We start from the raw sequence: 19,355 nt of genomic DNA on the forward strand, positions 1-19,355 counted from the left end.
TCCGGACCCCGCCCGCTCGGCCGCTCCTCTCGCCCCGCCGTCTCCGTTGCACCGGCTTGAACACGGGGTCCAGCCCGGTAGATTGCGCAGCAGGGCACCGGTTGACGTAGGCCGACGATGATCCTGCCGTGGAAGCGCGAAGCGATCCGGACGCTCGCCGCCTGCGCGCTGGCGTTCGGGCCGATCGTGCCGGGGCCGGCCTCGGCGCAGGCGCCGCCGCACGGCCCGCAGCCCGACAAGCGCGTGCCGATGGAGCCGACGGCCTGGCCATTCACGGCGATCGGGCGGGTCAATGTCGTGCAGGGGCCGGCCCATCGCAGCCACTGCACCGGCACCCTGGTCGGGCCGCGCCATGTGCTGACCGCCGCCCATTGCCTGTTCGACGCGCGCCTCGACACCTGGGTCAAGCCGCACCAGATCCACTTCGTCGCCGGCCAGGCCCGTGATCTGAACACCGGCACTGCCGAGGTGGAGGCGTTCCGCCTCGCTCCCGGCATCGACCTGCGGTCGGCCGCACGGCCGGGCCGGGACCGCATCGCGCCCGAGATGATCGGGCGGGACTGGGTGGTCCTCACCTTGCGCCAGCCGATGGCGTTGAAGCCCGTGCCGTGGCTCGTCCTGCCGAATGCCGACCTGCCGGGGGGCCGCCCAGGTGCCGCGGTGGCGCTCGCCGGCTACGCGGCCGACCGGCCCTACCTGCCGGTGATCCACCGCGGCTGCGCCGCCCGCATCGACGCCCCGGCGGCTGGGATGCTCAGCGACTTGTGCGAGTCGATGTCGGGGGAATCCGGCGCGCCCGTGCTAGTGCTCGATGCCGATGGCGGTGCCGCGCTGGTCGGGATCCACACCGCGGTGACGCAGGGCGTGCGGGTGGGCAATGCCTACCGGTCGGCGAGCGGCGTCGGGGTCGCCGCCTCCAGCTTCGCGGGCGCGCTCGACGAGATGACCGGGCCGGAGACGATGAAGTCGGGGGCGGTCAGGCCGAGGTGAAGCGCCAGAACGCCACCTGGGTGTCGCCGTAGGTCCGGCGTTCGAGCTCGGTGAAGCCGTCCGGCGCGTCGAGGACGGCGGAGGCCGCCTCCTCCACCACCGCGAGGGCGCCGTCCTCGAGCCAGCCGCCCTCCCCGGCCGCCATCAGCGCCTTCGGCGCCAGGTCGCGGCCATAGGGCGGATCGCAGAAGACGAGGCCGAACGGATCGCCGGGCGGCGCGGCGCCGAGGCGCGTGGCGTCGCGGCGAAACAGCCGTGTCACGCCGCCGAGCCCGAGGGTGTCGAGGTTGGTCCGGATCACCCCGCGCGCCTCCGCCCCCTCGTCGACGAGAAGCGCGAAGGCGGCGCCGCGGGACAGGGCCTCGCAGGCAAGTGCCCCGGTGCCGGCGAACAGGTCGAGGACGCGGGCACCCTCGACCGGGTCGTCATAGGCGTGGGTGAGGACGTTGAACATCGCCTCGCGCAGCCGGTCCGAGGTCGGCCGGATCGCGTCGCTGCGCGGTCCGGCGAGATTGCGACCGCGCAAGGCACCGCCGACGATCCGCATCGGTCAGGCTCAGCCGCGCGGCCGGCCGCCGCCGGGACGACCACCCGGACGCCCGCCCGGCTTCGCGCCGCCGGCCCCGCCGGAGCGGAAGCCGCCGCCCGGCTTGCCGAAGGACTTCGCCCCGGGTCTGCCGCCGCCGCCCGGACGACCCTCGCCCTTGCCGGCGAAGGATCCGCCGCCGGGCTTGCCGAAGGACTTACCCCCCGGCTTTCCGCCGAACGACTTTCCGCCGAACGACTTGCCCTCGAACGACTTGCCGCCGCCCGGCTTGGCCCCGAACGAGCGGCCCTCACCACCCCGGCCGCCGGGCCCGCGGCCCTCGCCACCCTTGCCGCCGAACGAGCGGCCGTCGCCGCCCTTGCCGCCGAAGGGGCGGCCGTCGCCGCCCTTGCCGCCGAAGCCGCGGCCTTCGCCGCGGCCGCCGGGGCCACGGCCCTCGCTACCGAAGGAGCGGCCCTCACCGCGCTTGTCGAAGGCGCGGCTTTCACCGCCGCCGGCCCCGAAGGACCGGCCGCCGCCGGAGCGGCCTTCGAACGAGCGGCCGGCGCCGCCCTCGGGGCGTCCGCCGGACCGGCCGAAGCCGCGGCCGCGCCCACCGTCGTCGCCGAGGCCGGCTTTGGCCCCGCTGAAATTGCCGCCACCGCGCGGGCCGCGCTGCGGGGCATCGCCGTCCCGGTCACGCCGCATCGGGCGGTCGTCGCCGCGGGGAGCGCGATCCGGAGCGCCGTCAGCGTCGCGGAACTTGGTGCGCCGGTGCGGCGCCGCCTCCTCCTGCGGCTGGGGCACCAGGCGCTCGACCAGCACCCGGCGGTCGCCGCTGGCGATGGCGCCGACGCGCTTGCGCGGCGCGTCCGCCATGGCGGCGCGGATCTCCTGCGGGCTGTCGCCGCGGCGATGCACCCGGCCGCGATTCGGCAGGTCGCCCGCCGCCTCGGCTTCGGAGTCGCGCCAGGCCGTGCGCGGCGGGGGCAGCGGGCCGCGGCGGGCCGCCGGTGCACCGGGCGGCTTGCCGAATTGCGGCCGGGCCGGGTCGCGCCCGCGGGGGGCGTTCTGCAGACCGGCTTCCTGCGCTGCCTTGCGGGCGGCGGCCTTCGGCGAGCCGAACGCCGCGATCGGCTCGCGGACCGGGCTGATGAAATCGACGCCGGCCTGCTCGGCGAGGCTGTGGCCGAGCTGGTCCTTCAGCACCCGGGTGCGGATTTCCTCCACCAGCCCGACCTCGAGGTCGCCGAGCTGGAACGGCCCGAAGGACAGCCGGATCAGCCGGTTCACCGACAGACCGAGATGCTCGAGGATGCGCTTGACCTCGCGGTTCTTGCCCTCGCGCAGGCCGAGCGTCAGCCAGACGTTGTCGCCCTGCGCCCGGTCGATCGTCGCCTCGATGGGGCCGTACTCCATCCCGTCGATGGTCACGCCCTTGCGAAGCCCGTCGAGCATCGCCTGATCGACGTCGCCGAAGGCGCGCACGCGGTAGCGGCGCAGCCAGCCGGTTTCCGGATGGGCGATGACCTTGGCGAGCCCGCCATCGTTGGTGAGGAGCAGCAGCCCCTCGGTGTTGATGTCGAGGCGGCCGACCGCCACCACGCGGGGCAGGTCCTCGGGCAGCACGTCGAACACCGTCTGGCGCCCTTCCGGGTCGCGGGCGGTAGTGACGACGCCGCGGGGCTTGTGGAACAGCCACAGGCGGGTGCGCTCGCGGGTCGGCAGCGGCTCGCCGTCGATCGTGATGCGGTCGTCGGGGGTCACGTTCATCGCCGGCGAGTCGAGGCGCTGGCCGTTCAGGGTCACCCGGCCCTCCAGGATCATCGCCTCGGCGTCGCGCCGCGAGGCGATGCCCGCCCGGGCGATCGCCTTGGCGATGCGCTCCGGCTCCGCCTCGGCCGGCTTGGCGGCCGCGCCGCGTTTGGCCGGAGCCTGCTTCTCGGGGGAGCCCGCGGATGCCTCGTCCCGTCCGTGACGCTGCTGCGGCGCCCCGGTCTCGTCGTCGTTGATGTCGTTCATGCGCGCCTGATACCAGACGGGGTGTGGCGAAGCGAGTGGAACCGATGCGCGATTTTGCAAGGGGGGGGCTGTCGGCAAGCGGGGCCGTTTCGCCGACCGGGGCCTCGCACCCGGATCCGCTCGGCCTCGCCTTCGACGCCGCGCGCGAGGCGGCGTCCCGCGGCGAGGTGCCGGTGGGCGCCGTGGTGGTGCGGGACGGCGCCGTGCTGTCGGTCGCCGGCAACCGCCCCCGGGCCGACCGCGACCCGACGGCGCATGCCGAGATCCTGGCGATCCGCGCCGCCTGCGCGGCCATCGGCGACGAGCGCCTGACCGGCTGCGATCTCTACGTCACCCTGGAGCCCTGCGCGATGTGCGCCGGCGCGATCAGCTTCGCGCGCATCCGCCGGCTCTACTTCTCGGCCGCCGATCCGAAGGGCGGCGCCGTCGAGCACGGGCCGCGCTTCTTCAACCAGCCGACCTGCCACCACGCCCCCGATGTCTACGGGGGGTTGCGCGAGAGCGAGGCGGCCCTCCTGCTGCGCGGCTTCTTTCGCGATCGTCGCGACTGATCGCCCTGGAATTCAGCCTTCTCACATCAATATAGCAGTGGCTATATGACGACAGCCCGGATCGGCCGGGGGCGACGGAGCATGGGCGGATGCGGGACGGGTGGGCGGGAGGCGCCGGTGCGGCGGAGCCGAGCCTCGGAGCGATGAACGCGAGCGTGCCGGTGCGCGCCACCGGCTCTTGGCCGCGGCGGCTGCTTGCCTTCCTGGGGCCGGGCTACATGGTCTCGGTCGGCTACATGGACCCGGGCAACTGGGCCACCGACATCGCCGGGGGCGCGCAGTTCGGCTACACCCTGCTCGCCGTCATCCTGCTCTCGAACCTGATGGCGGTGGTGCTCCAGGCGCTGGCCGCGCGGCTCGGCATCGCCACCGGCCGCGACCTGGCGCAAGCCTGCCGCGACGCCTATCCGCGCCCGGTCGGGATCGTGCTCTGGCTCGCCTGCGAGGCGGCGATCATCGCCTGCGACCTCGCCGAGGTGATCGGCACCGCCATCGCCCTGAAGCTCCTGTTCGGGCTGCCGCTCGTCGTCGGCGCCGTGCTGACCGGGCTCGACGTGCTGCTGATCCTGCTGCTGATGCGCCGCGGCTTCCGGGCGCTCGAAGCCTTCGTGATCGCGCTCCTCACCATCATCTTCGCCTGTTTCGCGATTCAGATCGTCATGGCGGCGCCGCCGATCCGCGAGGTGCTCGGCGGCTTCGTGCCCTCGACCCAGATCGTCACCAACCCGGCCGCGCTCTACCTCGCCATCGGCATCATCGGCGCCACGGTGATGCCGCACAATCTCTACCTGCATTCCTCGATCGTGCAGACCCGGGCCTATCCGCGCGACGAGGCCGGCAAGCGGAGCGCAGTGCGCTTCGCGGTCGCCGATTCGACCATCGCACTCACGCTGGCGCTCTTCGTCAACGCGGCGATCCTCATCATGGCAGCCAAGGTCTTCCACGGCGGCGGCCATACCGGCGTGCAGGAGATCGAGGAGGCGCATGCCCTGCTCTCGCCGCTGCTCGGCATCGGCCTCGCCTCGACCCTGTTCGCGCTGGCGCTCCTGGCCTCGGGCCTCAATTCCACGGTCACCGCGACGCTGGCCGGCCAGATCGTGATGGAAGGCTTCCTGCGCCTGCGCCTGCCGGACTGGGCGCGACGCCTTCTCACCCGGGGCATCGCCATCGTGCCGGTGGTGATCGTCACCGGGCTCTACGGCGACGCGGGGACGGCGCGGCTCCTGGTGCTGAGCCAGGTCGTCCTGTCGATGCAGCTGCCCTTCGCGGTCATCCCCCTCGTCAGCTTCGTCTCGGACAGGCGCAAGATGGGCGTCTTCGTCATCCCGGCCTGGCTCACGGTGCTGTCCTGGAGCATCGCCGCGGTGATCGTGGGCCTGAACCTGAAGCTCCTCGTCGACACGGTCTTCGGCGACTGACGCAATGTCAGGAAGCAGACGCTTCCGGAGTGGTGCGGCGTCTGCACAACATTTGGGCGCGAATCGTGCGTCAACCTGTCCGAGAACTCGGAACAACGGCGCAGCCCAAGGATTGAGACACCACGTTTTTTGATCTGCGTGGACGTTACGATGAAGATCCGCACCGGCTACTCGATCGCCTTCGACACGCCCGGCCCGACCGCCATGGTCCTGATGCTCAACGTGCATCCGTCCCGGGCGCACGACCTGATCACGCCCGACACCATGACCATCGACCCGCCGGTCCCCGCGCACCGGTTCGTCGATTCCTTCGGCAACCTCTGCACCCGCGTGACGGCGCCCGGCGGGCGCATTACCTTCTCGGCCGACTTCCTGGTCCAGGACAGCGGTCAGGTGGACGAATTCGCCCCCGACGCGATCCAGCACCCGGTCCAGGATCTGCCCGACGACGTGCTGCCGTTCCTGCTCGCCAGCCGCTATTGTGACACCGACAAGCTGTCGAACACTGCCTGGCAGCTCTTCGGTAATACGCCGGAAGGCTGGGCGCGGGTGCAGGCCATCGTCGACTACGTCCACAACCACATCCGCTTCGACTACCAGCGCGCCGACTCCACCCGCTCGGCCCTCGACGGCTTCAACCAGCGCGAGGGCGTCTGCCGCGACTTCGCCCATCTTGCCATCACCTTCTGCCGCTGCATGAACATCCCGGCGCGCTACTGCACCGGCTATCTCGGCGATATCGGCGTCCCGGCGGTGCCCGACCCGATGGATTTCTCGGCCTGGTTCGAGGTCTATCTGGGTGGGCGCTGGTACACGTTCGACGCCCGCCACAACACGCCGCGGATCGGCCGCATCGTCATGGCGCGGGGCCGCGATGCCACCGACGTCGCGATCTCGACGAGCTTCGGCCCGGCCTGGCTCGCCAAGTTCGAGGTCCATACCGACGAGGTGGTGGACGAGGCGCCGCAGCAGGCGGAATGGCTGCAGGCGGCGGAGTAGAACGGGGCGTGGGTTTTCCCCTCTCCCCGTGCGCGGGGAGAAGGGGCATCCATGCCTCCGACGTTGAATTCTTTCGATTCGCTCATCGGAGTTGAGTACCTCCCGCCGCTGTCAAGCCTGGATGCCCGCGCGTTCTCCGGCTATGGCGGCGCGATGCTGCTTCGTCCCTACCAGCGCGCGAGCCTCGACGCGCTCCAGGCCGATTGGGCGCGCGGCGGCCGCAGCGGCCTGATCGTGCTGCCGACCGGGGCCGGCAAGAGCCTCGTCATCGCCACCCTGGTGCGGGAGACGATGGCCCGCCATCCGCAGGCCCGGATCGCCGTCGTCACCCATACCCGCGAGCTGATCGCCCAGAACCACGCCGAACTCCTGGGCCTGTGGCCGGAGGCTCCGGCCGGCATCGTCTCGGCCGGGCTCGGGCGGCGGGAGGAGACGCGGCCGATCCTGTTCTGCGGCATCCAGTCGGTGTGGAACCGCGTCGAGGCGACCGGCGGCTTCGACCTCGTGGTGATCGACGAGGCCCACCTGATCCCCCGCGACGCCGAGACCCGCTACGGCCGCTTCCTCGACGCGGTGCGGGCGCGCTCCCCCGACATGCGCCTCGTCGGGCTCACCGCCACGCCCTACCGCCTCGACAGCGGGCGCCTCGACGAGGGCAAGGGCCGGGTCTTCGACGCCATCGTGTACGAGGCGCAGGTCGGCGACCTGATCCGTGAGGGCTACCTCTCGCTCCTGGTCTCGAAGGCGACGGCGACGACCCTCGACGTCAGCGGCGTGCCGCTGCGGGCCGGCGACTACGTGCCGGGGGCGCTCGAGGCGGCGGTGAACCGCGACGTCATCACCAAGGCGGCGGTGGCCGAGATGGTGGCGTTCGGCGCCGGGCGCCGGGCCTGGCTCGCCTTCTGCGCCGGGGTAAAGCATGCCGACGCCGTCCGCGACGCGATCCGGGCGGAAGGCTTCTCCTGCGAATCGATCTCGGGCGAGACGGGCAAGCGCGAGCGCGACCGCATCGTGCGCGACTTCCGGGCCGGGCGCCTGCGCTGCCTCACCTCGGTCGGCGTGCTGGCGACCGGTTTCAACGTGCCGGAGGTCGACCTGATCGCGCTGCTGCGCCCGACCCAGAGCACCGGCCTCTACGTGCAGCAGGTCGGCCGGGGCCTGCGCCTGGCCAAGGGCAAGACCGACGCCCTCGTCCTCGACTATGCCGGCCTCGTGCGCCGCCACGGGCCGATCGACGTGCTCTCGGCCAATGCCGTGGCGCGGGCGCGGCTCCTCGGCGAGTCCGGCGGCCCGCGGGCCAAGCCCTGCCCGGGTTGCGGCGCGCTGATCGCGCTCAATGCCAGCACCTGCGAGGCCTGCTGGGTCGAGCCGGAGGAGGACGCGGCCGAGATGCCGCACGAGGCGGTGGCCGACGACGAGACCGCGGTCCTCTCCGCCGGCACCGTCGCGGTGGTGCGCGAGGCCCACGCGCGCTGGTGGCCGGTCGCCGGCTGGCGCTTCACCCGCGAGGGGCGGGTGCGCGGCCCCGACGTGCTGGCGGTGGCGCTGGAGGGCGACGAGGACGCGATGACCGTGCGCCTCGATCTGGAGGCCTCGGGCTTCGCCCGCGAGAAGGCCGTGCAATGGTGGCGCCGCCTCGGCGGCGAGATGCCCGCCCCCCTCGACATCGACGAGGCGTTGAGCCGCTGCGACGAGCTTTCCCGACCGGAGGCGGTCCGTATCGTGCCGACCGGACGGCTCTCGGAGACCGTCGACTATCGCCTCGCCGGCGGCGCGACCTGGACCGACACGCGGCGGGTGGCGTGATACCGGCGGTCGCCGGAACACGACGCTCGGTTCCGTGGATACGAGGCGTCAGCCCGCCGCGATCAGCCGGGCGACCTCGGCTTCGGCGAAGGCCTTCTCGTCCGATACCCTGGCGGCGAGCGCCCGGACCGTGTCGAGATCGCCGGCGGTGCAGGCGGTCTCCAGGGCGGCGCAGAGGCGCGACAGGCGGGTGAAGCCGATCAGCCCAGACGAGGCGATGACGCCGTGCGCCGCGGCGCCGAGCGTCGCCATCTCCCCGCTCACCGACCAGTCCTGCAGCTGCGCCTTGAAGCGCCCGAGCAGGACCGGCAGCGCCTGGTCGCCGACGGCTTGACGCAGATCGGCGTAGATCGCGGCATCGAGGGAGGGCGTCGTCTCCATGGCGTCCGGCTCCAATGGCGCCGTCAGGCGCGTCGGCGTGCGCCTGACGGCTCACGGACCACGAACGTACAGGAGATGACGCGGCGATGATGCTCGGCCAACCGGCCGATCCCCTGGATCGGACTCGATCCCCCGGATCGAGCCCGCCCCTCCCGGTCAGGCCGAGCGCGCCACCGCCGTGCCGATCTCGGTCGACCGGGCGGCTTCCGCCTCGCGGGCATAAGTCCGCGCCCGCAACGTGGCCTCGGAGGGAAGCTGCTCGACGACCGATCCGTCCGGACCGACGACCTGGAACACGATCTGATTGCTGTCGAGGTCGCGCTGGTACTGCGCCTTGTCGGCGACCTCGGCGGCGTTCGGCCGTGGGGCGGGCATCGCCCTCGCCGCGGGGCTCAAGTCGAGGGTCACCGCCGGATCGAGGGGCGGGTCGGCGCTGGGCCGGGGAGGCCGGCCGGTATTGCTGCGCGTCGTCGGCTCGACCGCGGCCGGCGGAAGCGCCGCGGAAAGGCTGCTGGTCCCGATCACTGCCAAATCCTTTCGCGTGACCTGTTCGTGCTTAGCTAGCTCCTCCGAGTCCTACCCGGGTGTTAACGCCGGGCTGGCGGATGAAGGTTGTGTTAAGGTGGGGTTTCGGCGGATTCATCAATCGCGCGAAATTTCGGGGATGGCGGGATTTTAGAAGGGGTTGCGAGGTGAATGTCGGGCGGTGCGCCGCCATCCCTCCCCCTCGGTGCAGAACTGTCCCGCAAATAGACTTTTAGCATCAAGCGCGGGGTCCCCTCTCCAGGCGATGCCGGACTTGCTCGGCATCGCGGCAAGGTGTGGGGGACGCCGTTTTCGGAGAGGTCGCGCGCTTCATGACAGGCGCCAAATGGAGCGGCCTTGCGCGGCCTCTCTCCCGCCCACCGCCGACGCAGGGGCCGCCCTCCCCGCAGAAGGCGGAAGGGTCGGGGTGCTCGCTACAAGGCTGGAGCATCCGGGCGAAGACGTCGCTCACGATCACGATCGGGCGCAGAATGATCGCGCCGCACCACGCCGATCTGCGAAAACGACTTACAGCGCGATGTCGATGCTCGCCGCCGTGCCGCGCTCGGCCTGGGCGTAGTCGATCTGTGCCCGCAGGTTCGACGCCATCGCCCGAACGATGCGCGAGCCGAGACCCGTGCCGCGCGGCGTGCCGGCGCCCTGCCAGCCGACGCCGTCATCGGCGACCGTGAGGCGCAGCGTGTCGCCGTCCCGCCGCGCGGTGATGCGGATCTCGCCGGTGACGCCCTCCGGATAGGCGTATTTGTAGGCGTTGGTGACGAGTTCGGTGACGATCACCCCGAGCGAGACCGCCTTGTCGGTCGCCACCTCGACCGGCACGGCGTCGAGCAGGATGCGGTGGCGCTGACCGGTGGCGTTCATCGCCCCGTCGAGGTCCTCCACCAGGGTCGCCAGATAGGCGTCGACCGCCACCACCCGCACGTCGTCGGAGGTGTAGAGGCGCCGGTGGATGCCGGCGATCGCGGTGATGCGGGTCTGGGTCTCCTCAAGGGCGGCGCGGGCGGAGGCGTCGGTGACGGTGTTGGCCTGCATCCGCACCAGAGCCGCCACCAGGGCGAGGCTGTTCGCCACCCGGTGGTTGACCTCGCGCAGGAGCAGCTCGGCCCGGTCGCGGGCCTCGCGCACCTCGGCCTCGGCCCGCTCCTTCTCGCGCCGGGTGCGGTCCTGGAGCACGGCGGTCGCCACCGCCTCGGCGAGCAATTCCCGGAAGTGGCCCTGCAGGTCCTTCCAGACGTAGTCGACGGCGCCGGCCTTCAAGGCGGCCACGGCGACGCGGCTGTCCTCCGAGCCGGTGACGTAGATCACCGGCGGCGCCTCCGGCAGCGCGCGGATGCGCGGCAGGATCTCGAGCCCGGTCTCGTTGGGCATGTGGTGGTCGAGGGCGACCACGTCGAAGCGCTCCGACGCGATCAGGGCGAGGCCCGCCTCGCCGTCCGCGGCGTGCACCACCTCGCAGCTGCGGCCCGCCAGCGTGCGGGTGACGAGCCGCGCCAGCCCGGGATCGTCGTCGATGTAGAGCAGGCGGACCGGGCCGGGCACGGTCAGGCGCTCTCCGGAACCTGCATCACCGAGAAGAACAAGCCGAGCTGGCGGATCGCGTTGGCGAAACCCTCGTAGTTCACCGGCTTGGTGATGTAGACGTTGCAGCCGAGATCGTAGCAGCGCTGGATCTCGCGCTGGTCGTCGGTGGTGGTCAGGATCACCACCGGCGAGCGCCGCAGGTGCGGGTTCGACTTGACCTTCTGCAGGATGTCGATGCCGGTCATGTCCGGCAGGTTGAGGTCGAGCAGGATCAGGAGCGGCCGGCCGGCATTGATCTCGCCGCTGCCGTCGGGGCCGAACAGGGCGGCGAGCGCCGAGGTCCCGTCCCGGAAGGACTCGATGACGTTGTTCACCCCGGCGCGGCGGATGTTCCGCTCGATCAGCCGGGCATGGCCCTCGTCGTCCTCGATCATCACGATGTGTACGGCCGGCACCTGACAACTCCCCGTGGCGCGGATCCGGACGGACCGGGACGCCTCTTCCTCGCTCGCGCACCTGCGCCGACCGCGGGAGACATGCTCCCGTCACACACTCTCTAGACCATTTTTCGTGGCCGTGGACACGCGGCTGGCGTAGAAAACATGCCGGTCACGTTAACCTGCCGTTGCACCGCCTCTCAGGCCTGCCGGAGCGGCAGCGTCACCGCGAAGGTGGTGCCGGCCCCGAACTCCGAGGCGAGGTCGATCCGGCCGCCGAGCGCCCGCACCAAGGTGCGGACATGCGCGAGCCCGATCCCCTCCCCCGGCCGGTCCTGGACGCCGGAACGGCGGAACAGCTCGAACACCCGGGCGTGGTCGCGGGCATCGATGCCGCGGCCGTTGTCGCTCACCCGGATGGTCGCGAGACCGTCCGAGACCGAGCCCGTCACCGCGATGCGGCCCAGCCGGTCCTTCGCCAGGTACTTGATCGCGTTGTCGATCAGGTTGCCGAAGATCTGCTCCACCGCCACCCGGTCGGCGACGAGGTCCGGCAGGTCGCCGATCGTGATGACGGCGCCGACCGTGTCCGCCTGATGGCGCTGCGCATCGGCCAGCCCCTGCACCAGGGCGGTCATCGCCAGGGGCTCGGGCTGGAAGTTGCGCCGCCCTTCCCGCGACAGCTTCAGGATGGCGTTGATCAGCCCGTCCATCTTGGTGATCGCCGCCTTGATGAAGCCCACCGATTCGGCGAGGTCGGCGTCGATCCGCTCGGCCCCCGGCCGGCCCGCCAGGGCGGTCCGGATGTCGTCCTGGCTCGCCTCGATCTCGCTGGTGAAGCCCATGATGTTGACGAGCGGCGCCCGCAGGTCGTGGCTGACGATGTAGGCGTAACGCTGGATCTCCTCGTTCGATTCGCGCAACGCCGCCTCCGCCGCGCGCTGCTCGGTGATGTCGGAATGCACGCCGACCCATTCGCGGATCGTGCCGTCGGGATCGAGCACCGGCACCGCCTGGATCGCGAAGGTGCGAAAGACCCCGTCGTGGCGGCGCACCCGGTGCTCGTAGGTGAAGCGCCGGCGCTCGGCCACCGCCTCGTTCCAGCTCGCGACCGAGCCGGCGCGGTCCTCCGGATGCACCGCCTCGGCCCAGCCGTAACCCGCATATTGCTCGGGCGTCTGGCCGGTGAGCGCCGCCCAGGCCGGCTGCTCGCCGTGCATCCGGCCCTCGCAATCGTTGGTCCACAGCACGCCGCGCACCGCCTGGACGGCGGCCTCGAACCGGCTCTGCTCGCGCCGCACCGAGGCGAACAGGCGGGCATTGTCCATCGCCACCGCCGCCTGGCCGGCCAGTCCCTCGATCAGGGTGGCCTCGCGGGGGCCGAAGCGGTGCGGCTCGGGATGGCCGAACAGCAGCGCGCCGAGGGTCACGCCCTCCCCCGAGACCACCGGCACGGCGAGGTAGCTGCGCACCGGCAGGTGGCCCTTCGGCATGCCGCCATGGCTGCCGTAGCGCGGATCCGTCGTCACGTCCTCGCTCAGGACCACCCCGCCGGCCGCGAAGGTCTCGCTGAACAGGGTCGTCGCCCGCGGCAGGCCGAAGCGGGTGAAGGCCTCGCGCGGGCCGCCGGTGAGGCTGAGGAGCCGCCAGTGCTCCGGCCCGTCCGGGCTCTCCGGCACCCGCTCGAACAGGGCGCCGTAGGCCGCCCCGGTCAGGTGCGTGGCGGCCTCCACCACCGCGTCGCCCAGGCGCTGGCGGTCGAGCTCGCTCGACAGGGCCGTGCCGAGGCGGTTCAGCACCTCCAGGCGCTGAGTCTCGGCGCGCAGGGCCGAGGCGGCCCGCGCACGCTCGGCCGTCCGCTCGCGCTGGCGTTGCGCTGCGCCGGCGATCTCGGCGCTCACCGCCGCGACCTCCGCCGGCACCCCGGTCAGCGCCGGCGCCGCGCGGCCGAGGCCGAGGGCCACCGCCTGGTCGCGCAGGGCCTGGAGCGGCGCCGCGATGCTGCGGGCGAAGGCCAGCGCCAGGAGCGCGGCGATGGCCGCCAGCATGATGCCGAGCCCGGCGAACCAGACCAGGGAGGCCCGGACGGGGGCCGCCAGCGCTTCCTCCGGCACCCCGACGGCGACGCGCCAATCCGGCACACCGGCCCGCGCATAGGCGACGAAGAACGGCTCGCCCTCGAGCGAGGTGCCGCGCCAGCTCCCCTCCGGCCTGGTGGCGGCGCGCAACTCGTCGGGCGCCTGCGCGCCGGTGAACCGCTCCGGCGACCGGGTGCGGGTCAGGACCCGGTGGTCGCGGTCGATCACGCTCATCACCCAGTCCTTCGGCACCCCGCCGGAGGCGAGCACGTCGCGCAGCCGCTCCGTCGGCAGGGAGAAGGACAGGAGGTAGAGCACGGCGTCGCCGCCCCGGCGCATCACCGGCACCGTGACCCGGAAATGCCCGTCGATCACGCCCGAGACCGCCGCGCGGCCGCTGAGCGCGCTCGCATCCGCGGAGTCGAGGCGCTCGGGGATCGGCGCGTCGCCGAGGTCGATCAGACGCTGTCCGTCCGGATCGCGCAGGATCGCCGGCAGGCCGCTGCGGCGCAGCAATTCCTCCGCCTGCCCCCGGAACGCCGTGACGTCGCCGCGCTGGAGCGAGTTGGCGAGGCCCAGGGCCTCCAGGGTGGCGATCAGGTTGGCGACCTCGCGATCGACCGCCGCCGCCTCGATCCGGGCGCGACCGAGCGCCTCCGCCTCCAGGCGCTCGCGGGCGGCGCCGGCGAATTGCCACAGCGCCACGCTGCCGAAGATCAGGATCGGCACCGCCAGGCCGAGGCCGAAGACGACCAGGCGGCGCACGATCGAGCCGGGACGCTTGCCTCCCGGCACGGAAGAGCCCGGCACAGGGGACGGGGCAGGCCCGGGCGGGGTGGCGGGGGCCTGCATCGGCATGGATCGTCTTCCTACTCGCCGGGTTCGACGTACAGCCTCCCGCCCTCGCCCAAGAATTCCGCCGATTTTTGGGCCATGCCGGCTTCCCGCTCCGCTTCGCTCAACGGTGTGGCTTCCGCGACCACCCGGCCCGCGGCCTCCATCGCCAGCACGTCGGCGCGCAGGTCCTGGGTGATCTTCATCGAGCAGAATTTCGGGCCGCACATCGAGCAGAAATGCGCGACCTTGTGGGCGTCCTTCGGCAGGGTCTCGTCGTGGTAGGCCCGGGCGGTGTCGGGGTCGAGGGAGAGGTTGAACTGGTCCTCCCAGCGGAAGTCGAACCGGGCCCGCGACAGGGCGTCGTCCCGCAACTGTGCCGCCGGGTGGCCCTTGGCGAGGTCGGCGGCGTGGGCGGCGATCTTGTAGGTGATGACGCCGGTCTTCACGTCGTCGCGGTTCGGCAGGCCGAGATGCTCCTTCGGGGTGACGTAGCAGAGCATCGCCGTGCCGTACCAGCCGATCATCGCCGCGCCGATTCCCGACGTGATGTGATCGTAGCCCGGCGCCACGTCGGTGGTGAGCGGGCCCAGCGTGTAGAACGGCGCCTCGCCGCACTCGGCGAGCTGCTTCTCCATGTTGACCTTGATCTTGTGCATCGGCACATGGCCGGGGCCCTCGATCATCACCTGGCAGCCCTTGTCCCAGGCGATCCTGGTGAGTTCCCCAAGGGTCTCCAGCTCGGCGAATTGCGCGGCGTCGTTGGCATCCGCGATCGAGCCGGGGCGCAGGCCGTCGCCGAGCGAGAACGACACGTCGTAGGCCCGGCAGATGTCGCAGATCTCGTCGAACCGCTCGTAGAGGAACGATTCCCGGTGCCCGGCGAGGCACCAGCGCGCCATGATCGAGCCGCCGCGGGAGACGATGCCGGTGACCCGCCGCGCCGTCAGCGGCACGTGGGCAAGGCGCACGCCCGCATGGATGGTGAAGTAATCCACCCCCTGCTCGGCCTGCTCGATCAGCGTGTCCTTGAACACCTCCCAGTCGAGCTTGAGCGGATCGCCGCCGACCTTCTCCAGCGCCTGGTAGATCGGCACCGTGCCGATCGGCACCGGCGCGTTGCGCAGGATCCAGCCGCGGATGTTGTGGATGTTGCGCCCCGTCGAGAGGTCCATCACCGTGTCGGCGCCCCAGCGGATCGCCCACACCATCTTCTCGACCTCGTCGGCGGCCGAGGAGGTCACCGCCGAGTTGCCGATATTGGCGTTGATCTTGACGAGGAAGTTGCGGCCGATCGCCATCGGCTCCAGCTCGGTGTGGTTGATGTTGGCCGGTATGATCGCCCGGCCCCGCGCCACCTCCTCGCGCACGAAGTCGGGGGTGATGACGGGCGGGATCGCGGCTCCGAAACTCTCGCCGTCGGCGATTCCAGCCTCGGCCCCCGCCAGCATCGCCTCGCGGCACAGGTTCTCGCGGTGCGCCACGTAGATCATCTCGTCGGTGACGATCCCGGCCCGGGCGAATTCGAGCTGCGTCACCATCCGGCCGGGCTCTCCCCGCCGCACGATGCGCTCCGCCGGGCACGGCGCCACCAGCCTGTCCTCAGCGGCGAACCCGTTATCCTCCGGCCGCACCAGCCGGGGGGCAACGGCGGGATAGCCCCGTCCCTCGATCCAGCCGGCGCGGATCTGGGCTAAGCCGGCGGCGAGGTCGATGCGCGCTTGCCCTTCGGTATAGGGACCGGAGGGATCGTAGACCCGCACCGGCGCCTCGCCCGGATCGGTCAGGGCGATCGACCGATAGGGCACGCGCAGGTCCGGGCGGTCCTTCGGCGCGGCATAGACCTTGGCCGAGCCGGTGATCGGCCCGGTGGTGACGCTCTGGGGCAGTCCTTGGGGGAAGGCGGGTGCGTTCATGGATCTCTCCCGGGGAGACGATCCGGCCTCGGGGCGCGAGGACGCACGGGTCACGTCGGTCATGGCAGGTTCCCGTCCCTCCGCCGGTACGAACCGGATCAGGTTCAAGGGTCAGGACGCACGCTCGTCCAATCTCAGCCCCCGTCGGCGGGGCTCCCCTCGGTCACGGGACGAATGTCCGGCGGCGGGCGGGGTTTGTCAATCGCGCGTCGCAGGACGCTGCGGCATCCCGGCCCCCGGCCTTGAACCGCCCCGGGACCGCGACCCAGATAGGCAAGACAGGACGATGCTTCCCTTCAGGAGCCTGACTTGGGACGCCGAGAGCGGCGCTGGCGCGACGACGACCCCTCCACGCATGGCATCGGCGCCCGTGCCGATGTGATCTGCCCGCTCTGCGAGCGGCGGATCCCGCCCGGCGCCCGCCAGAGCCGCCACCACCTGACGCCGAAGCTGAAGGGCGGCATCCACGGCGAGACCGTGCAACTGCACCAGATCTGCCATTCGGCGATCCACGCCCGCCACAGCGAGGCGGAACTGGCCCGCCGCCTCAGCGACGTCGCCAGCCTGCGGGCCGAGCCGGAGATCGCCCGCTTCCTCGCCTGGGTCCGCACCAAGCCCGACGACTTCCACACCGCGACGCGGATGACCCGGACGCGGCGGGAGTCGAAGCGGAGCGTGCGGTAAAGCCGGGCGACCCCGACGGCGCCGGATCGCGGCATTCCCGAAAACGACGACGGCCCATCGCCGAGCCGGCATTTCTCGGGAGGCTCCCCTTTCCCGGACGATTGCCGCGAGAGCGGAAGCGGATCCGGGACGCGGAGCGCTCGTGGACCGGCGAGGCTCCGCTCACACCCCAGCCGACCGTCCCGCCCGCCACCCCGCCAGGCCCTGCACCACCGCCGAGGCGACCGACAGCCCGGCCAGAGCCGGCATCGCGACGGCCTCGATGCCCTCCGCCGCGATCCCGAGGGCCCGGCTGCCGAGGAGCCAGGCCAGGAAGGCGATCTGGCAGGCGGTATTGAGCTTGCCGACGGCGAGCGGCGGGGTCTCCAGCGGGCGGCCGGCGAGCCGGGCGAGGCCGGCGGCCAGCACCGTGAGGGTGTCGCGGGAGACCAGCAGGGCGGGGAACCAGGCCGGCAGGATCCCGGCGAACGTCAGGCTCACCAGGACGGCGAGCATCAGGGCCTTGTCGGCGAGCGGATCGAGGATCGCGCCGAGGCGGCTCGTCAGGGCGTAGCGGCGGGCCAGGAACCCGTCGATGCCGTCGGAGAGCCCGGCGACGGCGAAGAGCAGGAAGGCGGGCTCCCAGGCCTCCCGGGCGATCGTCCACACGACGACCGGCACCAGGGCGAGGCGCCCGGCGGTGACCAGGTTCGGCAGCGATTTCGGCAAGGATTTCGGCAAGGATCTCCGGAGGGGCTTCGGCGGCATCATACGTCCCGGGCTGCCCCGACTCGCGGTCGCGGGCAAGAGCGGCTAAGAGCGGTCGCGGACTATCAGGGATCGAGGCGAAGGGTCGAGGGATGACGACGGGCGAGCGCCAGAACGGGATGACCTACGCGGAGGCGGGCGTCGACATCGATGCCGGCAACGCCATGGTCGAGGCGATCAAGCCCCTGGTGCGGGCGACCCGCCGGCCGGGAGCGGACGCGGAGATCGGCGGGTTCGGCGGTCTGTTCGACCTGAAGGCGGCGGGCTTCAAGGACCCGATCCTGGTCGCGGCCAACGACGGCGTCGGCACCAAGGTCAAGATCGCGATCGAGACCGGGCGGCACGCGACGATCGGCATCGACCTCGTGGCGATGTGCGTCAACGACATCATCGTCCAGGGCGCGGAGCCCCTGTTCTTCCTCGACTACTACGCCACCGGCAAGCTCGTGCCGGGGGTCGGCGCCGACATCGTGCGGGGCATCGCCGAGGGCTGCCGCCAGGCCGGCTGCGCGCTGATCGGCGGCGAGACCGCCGAGATGCCGGGCCTCTACGACGGGTCGGACTACGACCTCGCCGGCTTCGCCGTGGGAGCGGCCGAGCGCGGCGCGCTCCTGCCGGTGGCGGGCATCGCGCCCGGCGACGTGGTGCTGGGCCTGCCCTCGTCGGGCGTGCACTCGAACGGGTTCTCGCTGGTGCGCCGGATCGTGGCGGCCTCCGGCCTCGGCTACGACGCGCCGGCGCCGTTCGCGCCGGTCCAGAGCCTCGGCGAGGCGCTGCTCGAGCCGACCCGCATCTACGTCAAGCCGCTGCTCGCGGCCCTGAGGGCCACCGGGCCCGGCGCCATCAAGGCGCTCGCCCACATCACCGGCGGCGGCTTCCCCGACAACCTGCCCCGCGTGCTGCCGGACGGCGTCGGCATCGCGCTCGACCTCGACGCGATCGTCGTGCCCCCGGTCTTCGGCTGGCTCGCCCGCCAGGGCAACGTCGCCGAGGCCGAGATGCTGCGCACCTTCAATTGCGGCATCGGCATGGTGGTCGTCGTCGATCCGGCCCGAGCGGAGGCGGTGACCGAGGCGCTCCGGACTGCCGGCGAGGCGCCGGTCCGCCTCGGGCAGATCACGAAACGGGGCGAGAGCCCCGTCACCACGTCTGGGCGCCTCGCCCTATGAGCCGGCGCCCCGAGCTCGCGGCGCCGCGCGCCAGGATCGGGATCCTGATCTCCGGCCGCGGCTCCAACATGGTGTCGCTGCTGGAGGCCGCGCAGGCGCCGGACTACCCGGCCGAGATCGTGCTGGTCGCCTCGAACCGGCCGGACGCGGCCGGCCTCGTCCGCGCGGCGGAGGCCGGGCTCGCCACCGAGGCGGTCGACCACCGCGCCCATCCGGACCGGGCCTCCTTCGAGCGCGCGCTCGATGAGGCGTTGCGCCGTCACGGCGTCGAGTTCCTGGTCCTGGCCGGCTTCATGCGGGTGCTGACGCCCTGGTTCGTCGAGGCCTGGGCCGGCCGGATGCTCAACATCCACCCCTCCCTGCTGCCGCTGTTCCGCGGCACCCACACCCACGCCCAGGCGCTGGCGGCCGGCGTGCGCGTCCATGGCTGCACGGTGCATTTCGTCGTGCCGGAGCTCGATGCCGGCCCGATCGTCGCCCAGGCCGTGGTGCCGGTGCTGCCGGAGGACGACGAGGACCGTCTCAGCGCCCGGGTGCTGGTGCAGGAGCACCGGCTCTACCCGGCGGCGCTCGCCCTGGTGGCGAGCGGCCGCGCCCGCCTCGACGGGGGCCGGGTGGTGTTCGCGGAGGGCAGCGGGGCTGCCGCGGGCGCGCTGGTGGCGCCGGCCCTGGTCTGACGGCACGGTGCCGCAGCCCATCCGCGACGGCCCCGAATCACCGGCATCGGGAT

17 protein-coding genes and 1 riboswitch are annotated in these 19,355 nt (G+C 72.3%); of the genes, 8 read left to right on the plus strand and 9 right to left on the minus strand.

The annotated features are described in order from the left end of the window. Positions 1–117 precede the first annotated feature (117 nt). Positions 118–990: a serine protease gene (locus G4G93_RS13355; protein ID WP_165084906.1), complete on the plus strand. Its 873-nt coding sequence runs from the start codon at positions 118–120 to the stop codon at positions 988–990. Here G4G93_RS13355 and rsmD read toward each other — a convergent pair. Both rsmD and G4G93_RS13365 read right to left on the minus strand, forming a co-directional pair. Further along, positions 977–1,537: a 16S rRNA (guanine(966)-N(2))-methyltransferase RsmD gene (gene rsmD, locus G4G93_RS13360; RefSeq protein WP_165084907.1), complete on the minus strand. Its 561-nt coding sequence runs from the start codon at positions 1,535–1,537 to the stop codon at positions 977–979. The two genes, G4G93_RS13355 and rsmD, sit on opposite strands and share 14 nt — an antisense overlap. 9 nt (positions 1,538–1,546) lie before the next feature. Further along, positions 1,547–3,538, minus strand: coding sequence for a pseudouridine synthase (locus tag G4G93_RS13365; RefSeq protein WP_165084908.1), 1,992 nt, complete (start codon positions 3,536–3,538; stop codon positions 1,547–1,549). A 44-nt stretch (positions 3,539–3,582) separates the two neighbouring features. Between G4G93_RS13365 and G4G93_RS13370 the strand changes: the two genes are divergently transcribed. The 4 genes from G4G93_RS13370 to G4G93_RS13385 all read left to right on the plus strand — a co-directional run bounded on the left by G4G93_RS13370 (position 3,583) and on the right by G4G93_RS13385 (position 8,312). Beyond that, complete coding sequence (locus G4G93_RS13370) at positions 3,583–4,089, plus strand: nucleoside deaminase (RefSeq protein WP_165084909.1); 507 nt, start codon at positions 3,583–3,585, stop codon at positions 4,087–4,089. 89 nt (positions 4,090–4,178) lie between these two features. Beyond that, the gene (locus tag G4G93_RS13375; protein ID WP_165084910.1) at positions 4,179–5,507 is read left to right on the plus strand and encodes an Nramp family divalent metal transporter; all 1,329 of its coding nucleotides are present in this window, start codon (positions 4,179–4,181) and stop codon (positions 5,505–5,507) included. 150 nt (positions 5,508–5,657) lie between these two features. Then, positions 5,658–6,506 (plus strand): transglutaminase-like domain-containing protein, encoded by an 849-nt coding sequence (locus tag G4G93_RS13380; protein ID WP_165084911.1) that lies wholly within the window; start codon positions 5,658–5,660, stop codon positions 6,504–6,506. Between the two features lie 153 nt (positions 6,507–6,659). After that, a complete protein-coding gene (locus tag G4G93_RS13385; protein WP_165085071.1) occupies positions 6,660–8,312 on the plus strand; it encodes a DEAD/DEAH box helicase in 1,653 nt (550 codons plus the stop codon). A 48-nt stretch (positions 8,313–8,360) separates the two neighbouring features. Here the strand turns inward: G4G93_RS13385 and G4G93_RS13390 are convergent, their stop codons facing one another. The 6 genes from G4G93_RS13390 to thiC all read right to left on the minus strand — a co-directional run bounded on the left by G4G93_RS13390 (position 8,361) and on the right by thiC (position 16,025). Next, complete coding sequence (locus tag G4G93_RS13390; RefSeq protein WP_165084912.1) at positions 8,361–8,693, minus strand: Hpt domain-containing protein; 333 nt, start codon at positions 8,691–8,693, stop codon at positions 8,361–8,363. 156 nt (positions 8,694–8,849) lie between these two features. Further along, on the minus strand, positions 8,850–9,218 hold the full coding sequence (locus G4G93_RS13395) for a hypothetical protein (protein WP_165084913.1): 369 nt from the start codon (positions 9,216–9,218) through the stop codon (positions 8,850–8,852). Positions 9,219–9,746: 528 nt separating this feature from the next. Continuing rightward, a complete protein-coding gene (locus tag G4G93_RS13400) occupies positions 9,747–10,778 on the minus strand; it encodes a response regulator (RefSeq protein ID WP_312891971.1) in 1,032 nt (343 codons plus the stop codon). Between the two features lie 2 nt (positions 10,779–10,780). Further along, complete coding sequence (locus G4G93_RS13405; protein ID WP_064503883.1) at positions 10,781–11,194, minus strand: response regulator; 414 nt, start codon at positions 11,192–11,194, stop codon at positions 10,781–10,783. A 203-nt stretch (positions 11,195–11,397) separates the two neighbouring features. Further along, positions 11,398–14,133 carry an ATP-binding protein gene (locus tag G4G93_RS13410; protein ID WP_246736749.1) on the minus strand — a complete coding sequence of 912 codons (2,736 nt, stop codon included), beginning with the start codon at positions 14,131–14,133 and terminating at the stop codon, positions 11,398–11,400. Between the two features lie 11 nt (positions 14,134–14,144). Further along, entirely contained in the window at positions 14,145–16,025 is a 1,881-nt protein-coding gene (gene thiC, locus G4G93_RS13415) for a phosphomethylpyrimidine synthase ThiC (protein ID WP_165084914.1), read from the minus strand. A 58-nt stretch (positions 16,026–16,083) separates the two neighbouring features. Beyond that, a riboswitch (TPP riboswitch) is annotated at positions 16,084–16,195 on the minus strand. A 139-nt stretch (positions 16,196–16,334) separates the two neighbouring features. Between thiC and G4G93_RS13420 the strand changes: the two genes are divergently transcribed. Then, positions 16,335–16,709 (plus strand): restriction endonuclease, encoded by a 375-nt coding sequence (locus G4G93_RS13420; RefSeq protein WP_165084915.1) that lies wholly within the window; start codon positions 16,335–16,337, stop codon positions 16,707–16,709. A 162-nt stretch (positions 16,710–16,871) separates the two neighbouring features. Here G4G93_RS13420 and G4G93_RS13425 read toward each other — a convergent pair whose 3' ends face one another. Next, positions 16,872–17,429: a CDP-alcohol phosphatidyltransferase family protein gene (locus G4G93_RS13425; protein ID WP_246736750.1), complete on the minus strand. Its 558-nt coding sequence runs from the start codon at positions 17,427–17,429 to the stop codon at positions 16,872–16,874. 119 nt (positions 17,430–17,548) lie between these two features. On the opposite strand from G4G93_RS13425, the gene purM reads away from it, so the two are divergent. After that, complete coding sequence (gene purM / locus G4G93_RS13430) at positions 17,549–18,625, plus strand: phosphoribosylformylglycinamidine cyclo-ligase (RefSeq protein WP_165084917.1); 1,077 nt, start codon at positions 17,549–17,551, stop codon at positions 18,623–18,625. Beyond that, positions 18,622–19,302: a phosphoribosylglycinamide formyltransferase gene (gene purN, locus G4G93_RS13435; RefSeq protein WP_165084918.1), complete on the plus strand. Its 681-nt coding sequence runs from the start codon at positions 18,622–18,624 to the stop codon at positions 19,300–19,302. The genes purM and purN overlap by 4 nt, the downstream gene beginning before the upstream one ends. Positions 19,303–19,355: the final 53 nt, after the last annotated feature.

The sequence above is a fragment of the Methylobacterium sp. DB0501 genome, assembly GCF_011043735.1.
GTDB lineage: Bacteria > Pseudomonadota > Alphaproteobacteria > Rhizobiales > Beijerinckiaceae > Methylobacterium > Methylobacterium alsaeris.